This is a genomic window from Variovorax sp. GW531-E2 (genome assembly GCF_059423125.1).
Genome location: NZ_JBWKXQ010000025.1, coordinates 49,249 through 66,522 on the forward strand (window position 1 = coordinate 49,249; position 17,274 = coordinate 66,522).

Annotated in this window: 16 protein-coding genes; 2 read left to right on the forward strand and 14 right to left on the reverse strand. The window is 68.6% G+C overall.

The window, feature by feature from the left end; genetic code table 11:
- Positions 1 to 17: 17 nt before the first annotated feature.
- The 3 genes from AC07XP_RS16260 to AC07XP_RS16270 form a co-directional block, all read right to left on the reverse strand.
- On the reverse strand, positions 18 to 407 hold the full coding sequence (locus AC07XP_RS16260; protein WP_093442251.1) for a cupin domain-containing protein: 390 nt from the start codon (positions 405 to 407) through the stop codon (positions 18 to 20).
- A complete protein-coding gene (locus tag AC07XP_RS16265) occupies positions 404 to 1,153 on the reverse strand; it encodes an IclR family transcriptional regulator (protein ID WP_495265255.1) in 750 nt (249 codons plus the stop codon). The genes AC07XP_RS16260 and AC07XP_RS16265 overlap by 4 nt, the downstream gene beginning before the upstream one ends.
- Positions 1,154 to 1,246: 93 nt before the next feature.
- A complete protein-coding gene (locus AC07XP_RS16270; RefSeq protein WP_495265256.1) occupies positions 1,247 to 2,167 on the reverse strand; it encodes a 2-hydroxyacid dehydrogenase in 921 nt (306 codons plus the stop codon).
- Positions 2,168 to 2,254: 87 nt separating this feature from the next.
- On the opposite strand from AC07XP_RS16270, the gene AC07XP_RS16275 reads away from it, so the two are divergent.
- Positions 2,255 to 2,569, forward strand: a complete 315-nt coding sequence (locus AC07XP_RS16275) for an EthD family reductase (protein WP_062477314.1) — start codon at positions 2,255 to 2,257, stop codon at positions 2,567 to 2,569.
- Here the strand turns inward: AC07XP_RS16275 and AC07XP_RS16280 are convergent.
- From AC07XP_RS16280 to AC07XP_RS16315, 8 genes are all read right to left on the reverse strand, one after another.
- Complete coding sequence (locus AC07XP_RS16280) at positions 2,547 to 3,095, reverse strand: hypothetical protein (RefSeq protein ID WP_495265257.1); 549 nt, start codon at positions 3,093 to 3,095, stop codon at positions 2,547 to 2,549. The two genes, AC07XP_RS16275 and AC07XP_RS16280, sit on opposite strands and share 23 nt — an antisense overlap.
- Before the next feature lie 574 nt (positions 3,096 to 3,669).
- On the reverse strand, positions 3,670 to 4,644 hold the full coding sequence (locus AC07XP_RS16285; protein ID WP_495265258.1) for a DUF4349 domain-containing protein: 975 nt from the start codon (positions 4,642 to 4,644) through the stop codon (positions 3,670 to 3,672).
- A 59-nt stretch (positions 4,645 to 4,703) separates the two neighbouring features.
- A complete protein-coding gene (locus tag AC07XP_RS16290; protein WP_495265259.1) occupies positions 4,704 to 6,704 on the reverse strand; it encodes an acetyl/propionyl/methylcrotonyl-CoA carboxylase subunit alpha in 2,001 nt (666 codons plus the stop codon).
- On the reverse strand, positions 6,697 to 7,368 hold the full coding sequence (locus AC07XP_RS16295; RefSeq protein ID WP_095947914.1) for a DUF4126 domain-containing protein: 672 nt from the start codon (positions 7,366 to 7,368) through the stop codon (positions 6,697 to 6,699). Before AC07XP_RS16295 ends, AC07XP_RS16290 begins: the two co-directional genes overlap by 8 nt.
- 19 nt (positions 7,369 to 7,387) lie before the next feature.
- A complete protein-coding gene (locus AC07XP_RS16300; RefSeq protein ID WP_159279449.1) occupies positions 7,388 to 8,182 on the reverse strand; it encodes an enoyl-CoA hydratase/isomerase family protein in 795 nt (264 codons plus the stop codon).
- 13 nt (positions 8,183 to 8,195) lie between these two features.
- Positions 8,196 to 9,818 (reverse strand): carboxyl transferase domain-containing protein, encoded by a 1,623-nt coding sequence (locus AC07XP_RS16305; RefSeq protein ID WP_095746923.1) that lies wholly within the window; start codon positions 9,816 to 9,818, stop codon positions 8,196 to 8,198.
- Entirely contained in the window at positions 9,815 to 11,482 is a 1,668-nt protein-coding gene (locus tag AC07XP_RS16310; protein WP_495265260.1) for an AMP-binding protein, read from the reverse strand. Before AC07XP_RS16310 ends, AC07XP_RS16305 begins: the two co-directional genes overlap by 4 nt.
- Positions 11,483 to 11,550: 68 nt before the next feature.
- Positions 11,551 to 12,723 carry an isovaleryl-CoA dehydrogenase gene (locus AC07XP_RS16315; protein WP_062478706.1) on the reverse strand — a complete coding sequence of 391 codons (1,173 nt, stop codon included), beginning with the start codon at positions 12,721 to 12,723 and terminating at the stop codon, positions 11,551 to 11,553.
- A gap of 127 nt (positions 12,724 to 12,850) precedes the next feature.
- On the opposite strand from AC07XP_RS16315, the gene AC07XP_RS16320 reads away from it, so the two are divergent.
- Positions 12,851 to 13,891, forward strand: coding sequence for an AraC family transcriptional regulator (locus AC07XP_RS16320; protein WP_062478709.1), 1,041 nt, complete (start codon positions 12,851 to 12,853; stop codon positions 13,889 to 13,891).
- Positions 13,892 to 14,170: 279 nt separating this feature from the next.
- On the opposite strand, the gene AC07XP_RS16325 is transcribed toward AC07XP_RS16320, so the two are convergent.
- The 3 genes from AC07XP_RS16325 to thiC all read right to left on the reverse strand — a co-directional run bounded on the left by AC07XP_RS16325 (position 14,171) and on the right by thiC (position 17,249).
- Positions 14,171 to 14,497 (reverse strand): thioredoxin family protein, encoded by a 327-nt coding sequence (locus AC07XP_RS16325; protein WP_095746926.1) that lies wholly within the window; start codon positions 14,495 to 14,497, stop codon positions 14,171 to 14,173.
- Positions 14,498 to 14,583: 86 nt separating this feature from the next.
- Positions 14,584 to 15,276 (reverse strand): HAD family hydrolase, encoded by a 693-nt coding sequence (locus AC07XP_RS16330; RefSeq protein ID WP_495265261.1) that lies wholly within the window; start codon positions 15,274 to 15,276, stop codon positions 14,584 to 14,586.
- Positions 15,277 to 15,365: 89 nt separating this feature from the next.
- Positions 15,366 to 17,249 (reverse strand): phosphomethylpyrimidine synthase ThiC, encoded by a 1,884-nt coding sequence (gene thiC, locus AC07XP_RS16335; protein WP_495265262.1) that lies wholly within the window; start codon positions 17,247 to 17,249, stop codon positions 15,366 to 15,368.
- Positions 17,250 to 17,274 lie beyond the last annotated feature (25 nt).

A 17,274-nucleotide genomic window follows, 5' to 3' on the forward strand; every position in this document is an offset into this window, starting at 1 on the left:
CTCCGGGTGGTTGTCGTTCAGGGCCGGATCACGCGCTCCGGCAGTTCCTCGTACGGCGGGCTGTAGATCACCAGCACGCGCACCGGCTCGTCGCTCACCACCGTGAAGGTGTGCATCGCGTCGGCCGGAAAAAAGCAGCTGTCGCCGGGGTGCAGCTCCTGCCGCTGGCCGCCCACCTCGGCGACCGCGCGGCCTTCGAGCATGTAGCAGACCTGCTCGATGCCCGGGTGCGCATGCGGCAGCGCGCCCTTGCCCTTCTGGATGTGGCCCACCAGCACCTCGAGCTGCTTCGCGCCCACGGTCTCGGGGCCGATCAGCCGCTTGTTCAGCGTGCCGGTGTGGTTGGCCGGGTGGTAGCCGGTGATCTCGTCCTCGCGGACGAAGTAGCGCGCAGCGGTGGCAGTCATCGGGGGCTTTCTGTCTTGGGTTCGATCGCGAGGCAGGCCGAACGCAGCATCGCGGCGATGTCCTCGATGCGCGGCTCCACGCGGTAGCGCGGGCCGGCCACCGAGATCGCATAGGCCTCGCCGCCGATGCGCAGCGGCCAGGCCAGGCCGATCAGGTCAGGAATGCTTTCGCCGAGGTTGCCGTACCAGCCGCGCGCGGCCGAGCGCTGGAGTTCGGCTTCGATGGCATCGGCGGTGGTGAGCGTGGCGTCGGTCAGCGGCAGGAGCGCCGTGCTGTCCAGGAGCTTGCGACGCGCCTCGGGTGCGAGCGTGGAGAGCAGCGCGCGGCCCAGCGAGTTGGCATACGCCGGGCGCGTTTCGCCCGACTCGGCGGTGTAGCGGATGCGCTGCGGCGCGCTCAGCACGTCGAGGTAGACGACATGGTCCGCATCGCGGAACTTGCCGAACACCACGGTCTCGCGGGCGGCATCGCGCAGCTCCTCGAGCGTGGCCTTCACCCGGTCGAGCACCGGGTCGTGCGCGGCAATGACCTGCGCCATCGCGAGCAGCCTGCCCGTCGGGTAGTAGCCCTGGCGGCGGCCGGTCTCGTACATGTAGCCCTGCTCTTCGAGCGTGCGGATGAGCCCGAGGCAGCTGGACACCGGCATGTCGAGCAGCCGCGCCATCTCGGACAGCGCCAGCGGCTGCTTCTCCCGGGCAAAGAGCTCGACGATCTCGATCACGCGAAACGCTGTTTTCACAACCATGAAGAAATTTTCTCGTATGTGAAAAACAAAAGCGTCGGGGTTTTCCCCCGCCGGCCGCGTGTCAGCCGGACCGTCGTCGTCGGCGCACGGGGGTCAGTAGCCGCGGACGGGATCGACGATGCCGGCGATCGGCAGGCCCTGCTCCATCGCGCGGATCTTCCCGGCGATCTGGGCGATGGACTCCTCGCGCAGCGTGCGCGCCGAGCCGTGCGGCGTCACAGTGATCTTCGGATGCCGCCAGAAGGCATGGTCGGCCGGCAGTGGCTCGACCTGGAACACGTCGAGCGTGGCGCCCGCGAGCTGGCCGGCGTCGAGCATCGGGATCAGGTCGTCTTCCACCAGGTGGCCGCCGCGCGCGATGCTGATGAGGTAGCCCTCGGGCTTGAGCTTGCCCAGCGTGGTGCGGTTCAGGATGCCGCGCGTGGACTCGGTCAGCGGCAGCAGGTTGACCAGCACGCGCGTGGAGGCCAGGAACTCGTCGAACTGCGCCTCGCCGCTGAACACCTGCACGCCGTCGATGGCCTTGGCAGAGCGGCTCCAGCCGAGCACCGGAAATTCGAACTGCGCCACGGCCTTGGCCACGCGCTCGCCGAGCACGCCCAGACCCATGATGCCGACCGGGAAGTCGCGCCGCAGCTTCGGCTTGCGGTAGCTCCACTTGCCCTCGCGCGCATCGGCCTCGTACACGTCGAATTCGCGGAAGTGGCGGATGAGCGTGTGGCACACGTACTCGGCCATCTGCACCGACATGCCCGCGTCGTCGAGCCGCACGATGCGCGTGTGCGCCGGCACCTTGAGCTTGAGCAGCGCATCGACGCCCGCGCCGATGTTGAACAGGCCGCGCAGGTCGGGCTGCTCGTCGAGGAACTGCTGGGGCGGCGCCCACACCACGCCGTGGTCGGCCTGCGGCGCGCCAGGCGCCCAGGCTTCGATGGTGGCTTCGGGGAGTTCGGCCTTGAGGCCATCGATCCAGGGATCGGGACGGTTGTCGGTGAGGTAGACGGAGATTCGCATGGGCAGCATCTTAGAAGGCACCGGCTTGTTGCGTCGCGCGCCATCTCCTATGCTCGACCGCATTCAGCCACCCAGGAGACACCTTCCATGATCAAAGTCAGCGTGATGTACCCCCACACCCCCGGCGCGCGGTTCGACCACGACTACTACCGCGACCAGCACATGCCGATGCTCAAGGCCCGCATGGGCGACGCCTGCCTCTCGTACACCATCGACAAGGGCCTGGGCGGCGGCGCACCGGGCTCGCCGCCCACCTACGTCGGCATGTGCCACGTGTTCGCCGAATCGGTCGAGTCCTTCCAGAAGGCCTTCGGCCCGCACGTGAAGGAGATCATGGGCGACGTGAAGAACTACACCGACATCGCGCCGGTGATGCAGATCAGCGAAGTGGTGGTGGGCTGACGGGCTCCTGCCCCAGGTCTTTCGGAACGCGGGCCATCAACCCCACGCCCGGCACATAGCCCCGGTCCGCTTCGTCGAACTGCGTCGGGTCGACACTCCACGCATCGGCAAGCGCCGTGACGTCCTCTTCGCCGGGCATGACGCTGCGGCCACTCGGGCGGACCTGCCGGCCGGCGTCGCGCCGCGACATGCCTGAGGCGACCAGCGCGTCCTTGCGCGCCATCTCTTCCTCGAGCAGTTCCGAGAGCCGGTCGCGCGCGTCGACCGGCGACAGCCCGCTGAGCACGGCGAAGCCCAGCGCGGCTTCCTCGGCGCTCTGTGCACCCACGTTGGCATAGACCTCGCCGCTGCTGCCCGCATAGCTGAACTGCCGCCCAGGCTCGCCGCGCCTTGCGCGCGCCCAGGCGACGAAGTCGGCGACACGGTGGCTGCCGAAGAACTGCGCTTCGCCGAAATGCTCCTTCAGGCGCGTGAAGATCACGTCGAAGGCCTGCCCGATGCCTTCGAGGCGGTCCTCCGGGTACACGGCGGGATACGGCAGGCCGCCCCCCCACGAGCAACACCCAGCCGTCGACGGGCGGTGACGCAAACACCCAGGGGGCCTGGCCGTCGAACACCCGGCGGTAGGCCGCCGCGATGCCGGTGTGCCAGTTGGCCGGCCCTTCGGACTCCCATCCGAGGGCATCGAGCACCTGCGCGGGGTCCGAGGCGCGCACGGCAAACCAACAGACCTTGTAGCCGAAGGGCTCCGGCAGATCGGGTGTCGTGTCGAACTGCGCCGGAGGTTCCTCGACGGGTGGCGCGGGCGGGTTCCGTGGTGGAGGCTTCGAGGGCGTCGGGGGCGCCGAGGCCCATGGGGCGGCGATCAAGCGCGCCATGGGTTGGGCGGGTTTGACGTCGAAGGTGTAGCGCAGTGCGGGGGGCGCTGAAGATGGCGGCGCCGGTTCAGGTACTGCCGGCGCAGGTGCGGGCACAGCCGCCTCGTCCTGCGCCTTCCCCAGGCCCAGCCCCGCAAGAAACTTCCGAAATCGACCCGCCATGCGGCCCCTCCTTCTTGTCGTGCGGCCGCGCTGTGTCAGGCGCGGCCGGCGCGCAGTGTCTCACGCCACCTTGGCGCGACGACGACGCCACAGCACCCGCACCAGCCACCCCACGGGCAGCACCACCAGCAGCAGCCACGGCAGGGCAGCGGCCACGAAGGTGATGAGCGCGCCCACGCTTTCGGCCAGCACGTCGCCCGCGTTGCGCAGCGCGTGCGCCATCGGGCTGTAGCCGTCGCTGCCGCTCACCAGCGCGCGCTTGGGCGTGAACTGGATCTGGATGTGCTGCTTGCTGGTCTGCTGCGCCAGCACCTTGCGCTGGGTGGCGATGGCGTCGAGCTCGGCCTGCGTGTCCGACAGCGTGCGCTGGATCGCCAGCAGGTCGGCCATGGTGCGCTTGGTGACGGTGTCGCGCAGCATGACGCGCAGGCTGTCGCGGAACTCGGTGCGGTTCTTGATGCGGGCCTCGACGTCGATCACCTCGGAGGTCTTGTCCTCGCTGGTGGTGGTGTGCGAGACCACGTTCGCCACGCCGGCCAGGCCGCCGAGCAACTTGTCGACGTCGGCGGGTTCCACGCGCATCTCGAGCAGGGCGTTGCCCGGCTGCTGCGGCGTCTCGCGCAGCAGCGACGACGACAGCAGCTCGCACTTCAGCGTTCCGCACAGGTCGCGCACCTTGCCCCAGGCGTCGGCCAGTTGTTCGGCCGGGACTTCGACGTTCAGGTCCTGGCGCACGGCCAGGAAGCGCTGCAGCGCGGTCTCGCCGCTGCCCTGCCGCGCCTCGTCGGACTGCGACGCGGCGATCTCGGCCTGCGGCGCACGCGCCCTCTGTTCCTTCATGGCCATGCCGCCGCCGTAGCCCATCGGCGGCGCCTGCATGGGCGCAGGCGCGGAGGCCGGCGCAGCCGACTCGGCACTGTGCTGGCGGTCGCAGCCAGCCAGCGACAGGGCAGCCGCCAGGGCCAGCAGGACAGCGCCCGCGCGGTGGCGCACAGCGGCGCGGGAGGTCGACACGGAAAGGGTGCGGCGGCTCATCAGGACTCCTTGAAAAGAATGACTACCACCGCTGATACGGGCGACGACCCGCAACGGGGTTAAGCCGCCGCAGCCATTCGCAACAATTCGTCGCCTTCCGCCACCTGCTCGCCCGGCGAGAACATCAGTTCTTCCACCGTGCCGTCGGCCGGCGCGGCGATGGTGTGCTCCATCTTCATGGCTTCCATCACGGCCAGCGGCTGGCCGCGGCTGACCTTGTCGCCGGCCTTGACCGCGAAGGACACGACCTTGCCGGGCATCGGCGCCGTGAGGCGGCCGCCTTCGGCGTGGGTGTCGCCCGCGTGGGCGAGGCGGTCGATGGCCGTGAGGCGCGTGGCGCCCTTCGCCGCGAACACGTGGGCGGTGGCGCCGTCCAGGTGCACGTCGAGGGTCTGGCGCGTGCCGGCGAACTCGAGCTCGAACTCGCCCGTGGGAAAGCGCCCGACGGTGAGCGGGCCTTCGACACCGCCCACTTCGAGGTTCAGGCCACCGTCGCGGCGGTAGGTCAGCAGTGCGCTGTGCTCGGCGCCGCGGAACTCGAAGTCGAAGCGGCGCTTGTACTCGCCATGCGCACGCCAGCCGTCGCGGCGCTCGAAGGGGTCGGGCAGCTGCGTCGGCCACTCGGTGACCAGCGTGCGCGTGATGGCGGCGGCCGCGGCCAGCGGCAGGCCCAGCGGCTCGCGGTCGAACAGCACGGCGCGCTCGCGCTCGATGAGCGCGGTGTCGAGGTCGGCCTTCGAGAACGACTCGGTCGCCAGGATGCCGCGCAAAAACTGCACGTTGGTCGACACGCCCACGATCTGCACCTGCGCCAGCGCGGCGTCGAGCCGGGCCAGCGCCTCGGCGCGCGTGCTGCCGTGCACGATGAGCTTGGCGATCATCGAGTCGTAGAAGGGCGAGATCTCGCCGCCTTCGCGCACGCCGTCGTCGATGCGCACGCGGCTGCGCTGGAAGGCGGTGGCCTGCGGCTTGCGGTACACGCGCAAGGTGCCGGTGGCGGGCAGGAAGTTGTTGTCGGGGTTCTCCGCGCAGATGCGCGCCTCGATGGCGTGGCCGTGGATCTGCAGTTCCGATTGCTTGGCGGGCAGCGGCTCGCCCGAGGCCACGCGCAGTTGCCACTCGACCAGGTCGAGGCCGGTGATGGCTTCCGTCACGGGGTGTTCGACCTGCAGGCGCGTGTTCATCTCCATGAAGAAGAAGTTCATCTCGCCGCCTTCGCGCTGCTCGACGATGAACTCCACCGTGCCCGCACCCACGTAATTCACGGCGCGCGCCGCGGCCACGGCCGCATCGCCCATCTGCTTGCGCATCGCCTCGGTCATGCCAGGCGCGGGCGCCTCTTCAAGCACCTTCTGGTGGCGCCGCTGCACCGAGCAGTCGCGCTCGAACAGGTAGACGTAGTTGCCCTGCGTGTCGCCGAACACCTGGATCTCGATGTGGCGCGGACGCTGCACGTACTTTTCGATCAGCACCGCGTCGTCGCCGAAGCTGTTGATGGCCTCGCGCTTGCACGAGGCCAGCGCGGCCTCGAAGTCGGCGGCCTTGTCGACCGCGCGCATGCCCTTGCCGCCGCCGCCGGCGCTGGCCTTGATGAGCACCGGGTAGCCGATGCGGTCGGCCTCGCGCTGCAGCAGCGCCGGGTCCTGGTCGGCGCCGTGGTAGCCGGGCACCAGCGGCACGCCGGCCTTTTCCATCAGCTGCTTCGACTCGGCCTTCAGGCCCATGGCCTTGATCGCCGAGGGCGGCGGGCCGATGAAGGCCAGGCCGGCGTCGGCGCAGGCCTGTGCGAACTCTTCGTTCTCGCTGAGGAAGCCGTAGCCCGGGTGCACGGCTTCGGCGCCCGTGGCCTTGGCGGCCTCGAGGATCTTTTCCCAGCGCAGGTAGCTGTCCTTCGGGGCGCTGCCGCCGAGGTACACCGACTCGTCGCAGGCGCGCACATGGTTGGCGTGCGCGTCGGCATCGGAGTACACCGCCACGGTGCGAACGGCCATGCGACGTGCGGTTGCTGCGACACGGCAGGCGATCTCGCCACGGTTGGCGATGAGGATCTTCTTAAACATTCGGAGTGTCTCCCGGAGGATTCTTTTTCAGTTGAAAGGCGGACGTGACGCCCGGATCGGGCCGGCCACTGAAGATGCGTGCCACGCGGCTGAACAGCGCGCGCAAGAAACGCCAGCTCTTGCGGATGAGCCACACGCTGAGCACGAGCACGAAGACGAACAGCACCAGAAAGACCAGCGGATGCGCCACCGCGAGCCACAGCCCGGCCGGCACCATCGAGTCTTCGACCAGCGACGCACCCACGTTCGAGAACGGTTCGGGCGAGGTGTTGATGGCCGCGCGCGTGGTGGCCTTGGCCGCATGCGCCGTGGCCGCGAAGCCGCCGCCCAGCAGCGCCGCGACGACGGCCATGGCGCCGTGGTCGGCACCGAACACGCTGGCCGCGAGCGCCGCGCCGGCGGGGATGCGGATGGCGGTGTGCACCACGTCCCACAGCGAGTCCAGGCCCGGGATCTTGTCGGCGAAGAACTCGACGAACACCATGAAGCCGCTGACCGCCAGCACGATCGGATGCGCGAGCATCTGCAGCCCCGCGGGCAGCGGCACCCAGCCGAAGTAGCCGACCAGGCCGGTCAGCAGCACGACGAGGTACAGACGCACGCCGCTGGCCCAGCCGATGGCGGCGGCCAGTGCGAGCAGTTGCGGCATGTCGAGTGCGTTCATGGCGGTCCTTGGTTGGCTGTCAGCCGGCGAGCCAGGACGGCTTGCGCTTCTGTAGGAAGGCCTGCACGCCCTCGCGGCCTTCGTCGCTGGCGCGGATGTCGGCGATGCCTTCGACCGTCTTGGCGATGAGCGCGCTGTCGATCTCGCGGCCGGCCACGTCGGCGATCAGCTGCTTGCAGGCGCGCACGGCGGCGGGGCTGGCGCCGGTGAGGGCCTTCAGCAGCTCGTCGACCTTGGCGTCGAGCGCGTCGGCGGCCACCACTTCATGCACGAAGCCGATGCGGTGCGCCTCGGCGGCGGTGAAGCGCTCGGCCGTGAGGAAGTAGCGCTGCGAGGCGCGCGGGCCCATCGCACGCAGCACGTACGGGCTGATGGTCGCGGGCACGAGGCCGATCTTCACTTCGCTCAGGCAGTACCACGCGGTGTCGACGCTCACGGCCATGTCACACGCGGCCACGAGCCCCATGCCACCCGCGTACACGTCGCCCTGCACGCGCGCGATGGTGGGCTTGGGGCACTCGGCAATGGTGCGCAGCATGTCGGCCAGCTTGCCCGCGTCGGCGAGGTTCTCGCCCCGCGTGTAGTCGGCCATGCGGCGCATCCAGTTGAGGTTGGCGCCCGCGCAGAAGGCCGGGCCGTTCGCGCCGAGCACGACGGCCTTGACCTGCGGTGCGGCGCCGGCTTCGAGGAAAGCCTGCGTCAGCTCGGCGATCACGACGTCGTCGAAGGCGTTGCGCGCGTCGGGCTGGTCGAGCCAGATGCGTGCCACCGCGCCGTCGATGGCGAGGTTCAGCTTGGTGAAGGTGCTGCTCATGCGGTGCCCCTGGTCACATGCGGAAGATGCCGAACTTGGGTTCGGGGATTGGCGCGTTGCGCGAGGCGGCAAGGCCCAGTGCGAGCACGCGGCGCGTGTCGGCCGGGTCGATGATGCCGTCGTCCCACAGGCGCGCGGTGGCGTAGTAGGGGTGGCCCTGGTCTTCGTACTGCTGGCGGATCGGGGCCTTGAAGGCTTCTTCCTCGTCGGCGCTCCAGCTACCGCCCTTCAGTTCGATGCCGTCGCGCTTCACGGTGGCCAGCACGCTCGCGGCCTGCTCGCCGCCCATCACGCTGATGCGCGCGTTGGGCCACATCCAGAGGAAGCGCGGGCTGTACGCGCGACCGCACATGCCGTAGTTGCCGGCGCCGAAGCTGCCGCCGATGATGATCGTGAACTTGGGCACGTTGGCGGTGGCCACGGCCGTCACCATCTTGGCGCCGTGGCGCGCGATGCCTTCGTTCTCGTACTTGCGGCCCACCATGAAGCCGGTGATGTTCTGCAGGAACACCAGCGGGATCTTGCGCTGGCAGCACAGCTCGATGAAGTGCGCGCCCTTCTGCGCCGACTCGCTGAACAGGATGCCGTTGTTGGCGATGATGCCGACCGGCATGCCCTCGATCTCGGCGAAGCCGCAGACCAGTGTGGCGCCGAAGCGAGCCTTGAACTCGTGGAACTCGCTGCCGTCGACGATGCGCGCAATGATCTCGCGCACGTCGAAGGGCTTGCGCGTGTCGGTGGGGATCACGCCGTACAGCTCTTCGCGCGGGAAGTCGGGCGCGCGCACCGCGGTGCCTTGCGGCGTGTCGGCGGCCTTCGCGTTGAGGTTGGCCACCGCCGAGCGCGCCAGCGCCAGCGCGTGCAGGTCGTTCTGCGCCAGGTGGTCGACCACGCCCGACAGGCGCGTGTGCACGTCGCCGCCGCCCAGGTCTTCGGCCGACACGACCTCGCCGGTGGCCGCCTTCACGAGCGGCGGGCCGCCCAGGAAGATGGTGCCCTGGTTCTTCACGATGATCGATTCGTCGCTCATCGCCGGCACGTACGCGCCGCCGGCCGTGCACGAGCCCATGACCACCGCGATCTGCGGGATGCCCTGGGCGCTCATGTTGGCCTGGTTGTAGAAGATGCGGCCGAAGTGATCGCGGTCCGGGAACACCTCGTCCTGGTTCGGCAGGTTGGCGCCGCCCGAGTCCACGAGGTAGATGCAGGGCAGGCGGTTCTGCTCGGCGATCTCCTGCGCGCGCAGGTGCTTCTTGACCGTCATCGGGTAGTAGGTGCCGCCCTTCACGGTGGCGTCGTTGCACACGATCATGCAGTCGACGCCGTTCACGCGGCCGATGCCCGCGATGATGCCGGCGCCCGGTGCCGACTCGGCCCCCTTGGCATCGAGGTACATCGCATGCGCGGCCAGCGGCGCGATCTCGAGGAAGGGCGTGCCCGGGTCGAGCAGCTCGGCCACGCGGTCGCGCGGCAGCAGCTTGCCGCGCGCCGTGTGCTTGGCGCGCGCGGCCTCGCCGCCGCCCTGCTCCACTTTCGCGAACTGCTGCTGCAGGTCGTCGACCAGCGCGCGCATGGCGGCCGCATTGGCCTGGAAGTCGGCCGAACGCGCATTCAGTTTGGTTTCGAGTTTGCTCATGCTGTCTTTTCTTGGCTGAGACCGAGCTGCTCGGTCATGGCGTCGCGGATCTTGAATTTCTGGATCTTGCCGGTCACCGTCATCGGGAACTCGGAGACGAACTGGATGTACTTGGGCACCTTGTAGTGCGCGATCTGGCCTTTGCAGAAATCGCGGATTTCGGTGTCGGTGGCGCTCTGGCCAGGCTTGACGATGATCCAGGCGCACAGCTCTTCGCCGTACTTCTTGTCGGGCAGGCCGACCACCTGTACGTCCTGCACCTTCGGGTGGCGGTACAGGAATTCTTCGATCTCGCGCGGGTAGATGTTCTCGCCGCCGCGGATCACCAGGTCCTTGATGCGCCCGACGATGTTCACGTAACCCTCGGCGTCCATGGTGGCGAGGTCGCCGGTGTGCATCCAGCGCTCGGCGTCGATGGCTTCGCGCGTCTTGGGCTCGTCTTCCCAGTAGCCGTGCATCACCGAGTAGCCGCGCGTGCACAGCTCGCCCGACTGGCCCGGCGGCATGATCGCGCCGGTCTCGGGGTCGATGATCTTCACCTCGAGGTGCGGCTGCACGGTGCCCACGGTCGACACGCGGCGGTCGAGCGGCGTGTCGGTGCTGCTCTGGCAGCTCACGGGGCTGGTCTCGGTCATGCCGTAGGCGATGGTGATCTCGCCCAGGTGCATCTCGTTGACCACGCGCTTCATCACCTCGATGGGGCACGGCGAGCCGGCCATGATGCCGGTGCGCAGGGTCGAGAGGTCGAACTCCTTGAAGCGCGGATGGTCCAGCTCGGCGATGAACATCGTGGGCACGCCGTGCAGGCCCGTGCACTTCTCGGCCTGCACGGTCTCGAGCACCGTGAGCGGGTCGAAGCCGTCGTTCGGGTACACGATGGCCGAGCCGTGCGTGAGGCAGGCCAGGTTGCCCAGCACCATGCCGAAGCAGTGGTACAGCGGCACCGGAATGCACAGGCGGTCGGCCGGCGTGAGCTTCATGCACTCGCCGATGAAGAAGCCGTTGTTCAGGATGTTGCGGTGCGTGAGCGTCGCGCCCTTGGGAAAGCCCGTGGTGCCGCTGGTGAACTGGATGTTGATGGGGTCGGTGGCCTTCAGCGTCTTCTGCGTGGCGGCCACGCGCGCGTCGGCCGCATCGCCGCTGGCCAGCAGTTCGCTGAAGCGGCGCATGCCGGGCTGCTCGTCGCCCTGGCCGGGCTTGTCGATCCAGAAGGTGTGCTGCAGCAGCGGCAGCTTGGCCGGGCCCAGCTCGCGCAGCATGCCCAGGTAGTCGCTGGTCTTGAACTGCGCCATCGTCACCAGCGCCTTGCAGCCGACCTTGTTGAGCGCGTACTCGAGCTCGGAGGTGCGATAGGCGGGGTTGATGTTCACGAGGATCAGGCCGACCTTGGCAGTGGCAATCTGCATCAGCACCCAGGGCACGTTGTTGTGCGACCAGATGCCCACGCGGTCGCCGGGCACGAGCCCCAGGCTCAGCAGCGCGCTGGCCAGCTTGTTCGATGCGGCCTGCAGTTCGCGGTAGGTGAAGCGCTGGCCTTCGTGGCGGCTGACGAGGGCTTCGCGTTCAGGCTGCTTCTCGACCATGTCGTTGAAGAAGTCGCCGATGGCTTGCTCGATGAGGGGGACGTCCGTGGCGCCTTGGGCCAGGCTCTGCGTCAGTGGCATCGTCTTGTCTCCTTGTCTGGCGCCCTCTCCCTGCGGGGAGAGGGTGGGGTGAAGGTGTGCAGCGCGGCTTATGCCGTTTCGGAGAACAGCTCGCGACCGATCAGCATGCGCCGCACTTCGCTCGTGCCCGCGCCGATCTCGTACAGCTTGGCGTCGCGCCACAGCCGCTCGACCGGGAAGTCCTTGGTGTAGCCCACGCCGCCCAGCGTCTGGATCGCCTCGCCAGCCATCCAGGTCGCCTTCTCGGCCGAGTACAGGATGGCGCCGGCCGCGTCCTTGCGGAAGGTGCGCGCATGGTCGTTGCGGTCGCAGGCCTTGCCCACGGCGTACACGTAGGCGCGGGTGGCCTGCCAGGTCGAGTACATGTCGGCGATCTTGCCCTGCATCAGCTGGAACTCGCCGATGCTCTGGCCGAACTGCTGGCGCTCGTGGATGTAGGGGATCACGGCGTCCATGCAGGCGGCCATGATGCCCAGCGGACCGCCCGAGAGCACGGCGCGCTCGTAGTCCAGGCCGCTCATCAGCACCTTGGCGCCCATGCCTTCGCCGCCGAGCACGTTCTCTTCGGGCACTTCGCAGTTGTCGAAGAACAGCGGGAAGGTGTTGGAGCCGCGCATGCCGAGCTTGTCGAGCTTGGTGCCTGCCGAAAAGCCCTTGAAGTTCTTCTCGACGATGAAGGCCGTCATGCCGCGCGCGCCCATTTCGGGTTCGGTCTTGGCGTAGATGACCAGCGTGTCGGCGTCGCCGCCGTTGGTGATCCACATCTTGCCGCCGTTGAGCACGTAGTAGCCGTCCTTCTTGTCGGCCTTGAGCTTCATGCTCACCACGTCGGAGCCGGCGTTGGGCTCGCTCATGGCCAGCGCGCCCACGTGCTCGCCGCTCACCAGCTTGGGCAGGTATTTCTTCTTCTGCGCTTCGCTGCCGTTGCGGTGGATCTGGTTCACGCACAGGTTGGAGTGCGCGCCGTACGACAGGCCCACCGAGGCCGAGGCGCGCGAGACTTCTTCCATGGCCACGATGTGGGCCAGGTAGCCCAGCTCGGTGCCGCCGAATTCTTCCTTCACCGTCATGCCGTGCAGGCCCAGCTCGCCGAGCTTTTGCCACAGGTCGTGGGGGAACAGGTTGTCGCGGTCGATCTCGGCGGCGCGGGGCGCGATTTCGTTGGCGGCGAAGTCCTGGATCGCGCTGCGCAGCGCGTCGATGTCGTCGCCCAGGTCGAAGTTGAGGCCGAAATCGTGCATGAGTCTTGTCTCCTCTGAAGGGGTCGGCGCGCAGGGCTGCCCGCGCGGATGGCGCTTGAAAAAACGCAGCTTACGCCTCGTGGCGCCGCAATTGGCGCCACAATGGTTGCAAATTGCGCCACGACCGATGCCCTCCACCACGTCGTCCCCCGCCTTCCTGCGACCCGCCCGCGCCGTCACGCCGATGGCCTTCGTGCGAGCCATCGTGCAAGGGTATGCCCGCTACGGCAAGGACCCCGCGCAGGCCCTGCAGGCGGCACAGATCGCGCCGCGCGAACTGGCCCGCCCGGGCGCGCGGGTGACGGCCGCGCAGTTCGAGGCGCTGTCGGGCCACGCGATGCAGGAGCTGGACGACGAGGCGCTGGGCTGGTTCTCGCGCCGCCTGCCCTGGGGCAGCTACGGCATGCTGTGCCGCGCCTCGCTCACCTCGCCCGACCTGGGCGTGGCCATGAAACGCTGGTGCCGCCACCACCGCCTGCTGACCGAGGACATCACGCTCGCGCTGGAGGTGGCGGGCGGCGTCGCCACGCTGCGCATCACCGAGAACCGCCCGCTCGACCCCGCGTTCCGCGAGTTCTGCCTGGTGACCAGCCTGCGCTTCATGCACGGCTACGTGTGCTGGGCCATCGACTCGCGCATCTCGCTGCGCCAGGCCACCTTTCCGTTCGCGGCGCCGCCGCACCGCGACGCCTACCCGCTGATGTTCACGCCCGACGTGCACTTCGACGCGCCGCAGGCCAGCATCAGCTTCGACGAGCGCTACCTCGCGCTGCCGCTGCTGCGCGACGAGCGCGCGCTGCGCACCATGCTCAAGCGCGCCCTGCCGCTCACGGTGCTGCAGTACCGCCGCGACCGCCTGCTGGGCCAGCGCGTGCGCGAACTGCTGCGCGCGCGCGCTGGCGAGGCGACCACGGCCGAGGCGCTGGCGGGGCTGCTGAATGTGTCGGGGCGCACCTTGCACCGGCAGCTGCATGAGGAAGGCACCTCGCTGCAGGTGCTGAAGAACGAGGTGCGGCACGAGCTGGCAGTGGAGCAGCTGCGCCGGACCACGCGGCCGATCAAGCAGGTGGCGCTGGCGGTGGGGTTCCGCAACGAGAAGAGTTTCTCGCGTGCGTTCCTGCAGTGGACGGGGCACGCGCCCCGGGATTTTCGGCAGCTGGGGTTGTAGCGCGCTTGTTCAGGGCGCGTGCCCAGGCCACCGGGTACTTCCCTCCGCGAATGTCCCCCGGGCTTCGCCCTCCTCCTTGATTTCGCTGCGGGAAGCACCCAGTGTCCTGCGCACGGGAAGCAGCGCCGGTGTGCGGCCGATCAACAACCGCACTGCCCCACGCTCACGTCGATGGGGTGCCTTGCGCGGCGAAATCAAGGAGGAGGCCGCAGGCCGGGGGACATTCGCGGAGCAAGGCTCCCCGTCGGCGGGAGCGTCGCCCTGGACAACGAACGAAACTCAGGCCGGCGAATCGATCAACGCCAGCGCATCGGCGATCGACTGGCTGTCTTCCGGCCGCACCAGCTTCGCGACCTGTTGCCCGTCGCGCATGAACACCAGCGTGGGCCACAGCCGCACGTTGAACGAGCGGCCCAGCGGACGGCCGCTGCCGTCTTCCACCTTGATGCGGCGCACGTTCGGGTACTTGGCAAAGGCCTCGGCAATGTTCGGCTGCGCGGCCTTGCAGATGCCGCACCAGTTGGTGCCGAACTCCACCACGGCCGGGCCCTGGAGCGCGTCGATCTCGCTGCGGTCGGGTTGCTCGGTCTGGTACTCGGAGGTCATGGGCAGGGTCCTTGCGAATTCGTGGGAAGGAGCGCATGCAGGCGACGGGCGCGCCACACGCTGACGGGCGTCATTGCACCAGAAACTCAGGCCGTCTGCAGGCCGTAGCCGGCCAGCAATGCGGGCAGCTCGGTCATGTCGCTGAACACGGCCACGGCACCCGCGGCACGCAGCGCGCCCGGTCCGCTGTGGCCCGACTCGCCCGTGCTGTAGCCGAACACCGTGGCGCCCGCGGCCACACCGGCCATTGCGCCGGTGACCGTGTCTTCGACCACCGCGCAGCGCGTCGGATCGACACCGAGCGCTTCCGCCGCAGCCAGGTACACGTCGGGATGCGGCTTGGAGCGCGGCATCTCGTGGCCGCTGAAGATGCGGCCCTCGAAGCAGTCGAGCAGGCCGACCTTGGCCAGTTGCAGCTCGACCTTGTGGCGGTCGGCGCCCGAGGCGCAGGCGATGCGACCCTTGAGCCGCGCGTGGATCTCGCGGATGGCGGCGGGCGCATGGGGAATGGCGACGAGGTCGCGGTCCAGCGCCTCGTTGCGACGGGCGCGGAAGCCGCGCAGCCAGTCGTCGGTGATCTTGAAGCCCGTCTTGGCCTCGATGAGCGCCGTTTCGTCCTTCACGGCCTTGCCGGTGAAGATGTTCATCGATTCCTCGGCCGTGAGCTGCCAGCCGAGCTCGCCGAGCATGTCGGCAAGCACGCGGTTGGTGATGGGTTCGGAATCGACGAGCACGCCGTCGCAATCGAAGAGAACGGCGGAAAAGGGGAAAGGGGTCATTGCGAGGCTGGAGTTCAGAGGTCTGGCCCCATGGTAGCAACGCCCCCTTTCCGCACGGGCAGACTCAGGCTATCGGGTCATTCACGGCCTCAGGCGACGGGGCGGATGGGGATGTAGATCTCGCCGCCGCCGGCCATGAATTCTTTCGACTTCTCTTCCATGCCCTCGGCCATGGCAGCCGCCTCGGCCACGCCCTTCTTGGCCGCGTACTCACGCACCTCCTGCGTGATCTTCATCGAGCAGAACTTGGGGCCGCACATCGAGCAGAAATGCGCCACCTTGCTCGAATCTTTCGGCAGCGTCTCGTCGTGGAATTCGCGCGCCGTGTCGGGGTCCAGGCCCAGGTTGAACTGGTCTTGCCAACGGAACTCGAAGCGCGCCTTGCTCAGCGCGTCGTCGCGCGAGCGCGCGCCCGGGTGGCCCTTGGCCACGTCGGCCGCGTGCGCGGCGATCTTGTAGGCAATGATCCCCTGCTTCACGTCGTCGCGGTCGGGCAGGCCCAGGTGCTCCTTGGGCGTCACGTAGCAGAGCATGGCCGTGCCGGCCCAGCCGATCATCGCGGCGCCGATGGCGCTGGAGATGTGGTCGTAGCCCGGTGCGATGTCGATGGTCAGCGGGCCGAGCGTGTAGAACGGCGCTTCGTGGCAGTGCTTGATCTGCTCGTCCATGTTGGCCTGGATCATGTGCATCGGCACGTGGCCCGGGCCTTCGATCATGGTCTGCACGTCGTGCCTCCAGGCGATCTGCGTGAGCTCGCCCAGCGTGCGCAGCTCGGCGAACTGGGCCTCGTCGTTCGCATCCGCACCGCTGCCGGGACGCAGGCCGTCGCCGAGCGAGAAGCTCACGTCGTAGGCCTTCATGATGTCGCAGATGTCCTCGAAGTGCGTGTAGAGGAAGCTCTCCTTGTGGTGCGCGATGCACCACTTGGCCATGATCGAGCCGCCGCGCGACACGATGCCCGTCATGCGGTCGGCCGTGAGGTGGATGAACGGCAGGCGCAGGCCCGCGTGGATGGTGAAGTAGTCGACGCCCTGCTCCGCCTGCTCGATGAGCGTGTCGCGGTAGATTTCCCAGGTGAGGTCTTCGGCCACGCCGCCCACCTTTTCGAGCGCCTGGTAGATCGGCACCGTGCCGATGGGCACCGGCGAGTTGCGCACGATCCAGTCGCGCGTGGTGTGGATGTTCTTGCCGGTCGACAGGTCCATGACGTTGTCGGCGCCCCAGCGGATGGCCCACACCAGCTTCTCGACCTCTTCCTCGATGCTCGAGGTGACGGCCGAGTTGCCGATGTTGGCGTTGATCTTCACCTTGAAGTTGCGCCCGATGGCCATCGGCTCGACCTCGGGGTGGTTGATGTTCGCGGGAATGATCGCGCGGCCGCGGGCCACCTCGTCGCGCACGAACTCGGGCGTGATGATGCGCGGAATGCTCGCGCCCATCGGGTTGCCCGCCACGCGCTTGGCGCGCTCCTCGTTGGCCAGGTACTCGGCCATCCACTCGCGCTTGCCGTTCTCGCGCAGGGCCACGTACTCCATCTCGGGCGTGACGATGCCGCGGCGCGCGTAGTGCATCTGCGTGACGTTGGCGCCCGACTTCGCGCGGCGCGGCGTGCGCTGCAGCGCCGAGGCACCGGCGCGCAGCTCGGCCAGGCGCTGCGCGTCGCGGTCTTCGTTCTTGGCGCCGTCGTCCAGCGCGTGGTGCGTGCGGCCTTCGTAGCTTTCGGTGTCGCCGCGCTCGATGACCCAGGCGCTGCGCACGTCGGGCAGGCCGCGGCGCACGTCGATCTCGACCTTCGGGTCGGTGTAGGGGCCCGAGGTGTCGTACAGGGAGACGGTTTCACCGTTGGTCAGCGCCACGTCGCGCACGGGCACGAACAGGTCGGGCCGGCTGCCCGGAATGACGCACTTGTGCGAGGCGGGAAAGGGTTCGCGCGTCAGCGACAGCAGCGAGGTGAATTTGTCGGGGGCATTCATCGGGAGGCACTCCTTGTTGAGGGAA

Coding starts and splice junctions, on each gene's coding strand:
- AC07XP_RS16260 (WP_093442251.1), bottom strand. CDS start 407: ATGACTGCCACCGCTGCGCGCTACTTCGTCCGCGAGGACGAGATCACC.
- AC07XP_RS16320 (WP_062478709.1), top strand. CDS start 12,851: ATGCCCTCCACCACGTCGTCCCCCGCCTTCCTGCGACCCGCCCGCGCC.
- AC07XP_RS16270 (WP_495265256.1), bottom strand. CDS start 2,167: ATGCGAATCTCCGTCTACCTCACCGACAACCGTCCCGATCCCTGGATC.
- AC07XP_RS16315 (WP_062478706.1), bottom strand. CDS start 12,723: ATGCACGATTTCGGCCTCAACTTCGACCTGGGCGACGACATCGACGCG.
- AC07XP_RS16285 (WP_495265258.1), bottom strand. CDS start 4,644: ATGAGCCGCCGCACCCTTTCCGTGTCGACCTCCCGCGCCGCTGTGCGC.
- AC07XP_RS16300 (WP_159279449.1), bottom strand. CDS start 8,182: ATGAGCAGCACCTTCACCAAGCTGAACCTCGCCATCGACGGCGCGGTG.
- AC07XP_RS16295 (WP_095947914.1), bottom strand. CDS start 7,368: ATGAACGCACTCGACATGCCGCAACTGCTCGCACTGGCCGCCGCCATC.
- thiC (WP_495265262.1), bottom strand. CDS start 17,249: ATGAATGCCCCCGACAAATTCACCTCGCTGCTGTCGCTGACGCGCGAA.
- AC07XP_RS16305 (WP_095746923.1), bottom strand. CDS start 9,818: ATGAGCAAACTCGAAACCAAACTGAATGCGCGTTCGGCCGACTTCCAG.
- AC07XP_RS16330 (WP_495265261.1), bottom strand. CDS start 15,276: ATGACCCCTTTCCCCTTTTCCGCCGTTCTCTTCGATTGCGACGGCGTG.
- AC07XP_RS16265 (WP_495265255.1), bottom strand. CDS start 1,153: ATGGTTGTGAAAACAGCGTTTCGCGTGATCGAGATCGTCGAGCTCTTT.
- AC07XP_RS16325 (WP_095746926.1), bottom strand. CDS start 14,497: ATGACCTCCGAGTACCAGACCGAGCAACCCGACCGCAGCGAGATCGAC.
- AC07XP_RS16290 (WP_495265259.1), bottom strand. CDS start 6,704: ATGTTTAAGAAGATCCTCATCGCCAACCGTGGCGAGATCGCCTGCCGT.
- AC07XP_RS16310 (WP_495265260.1), bottom strand. CDS start 11,482: ATGCCACTGACGCAGAGCCTGGCCCAAGGCGCCACGGACGTCCCCCTC.
- AC07XP_RS16275 (WP_062477314.1), top strand. CDS start 2,255: ATGATCAAAGTCAGCGTGATGTACCCCCACACCCCCGGCGCGCGGTTC.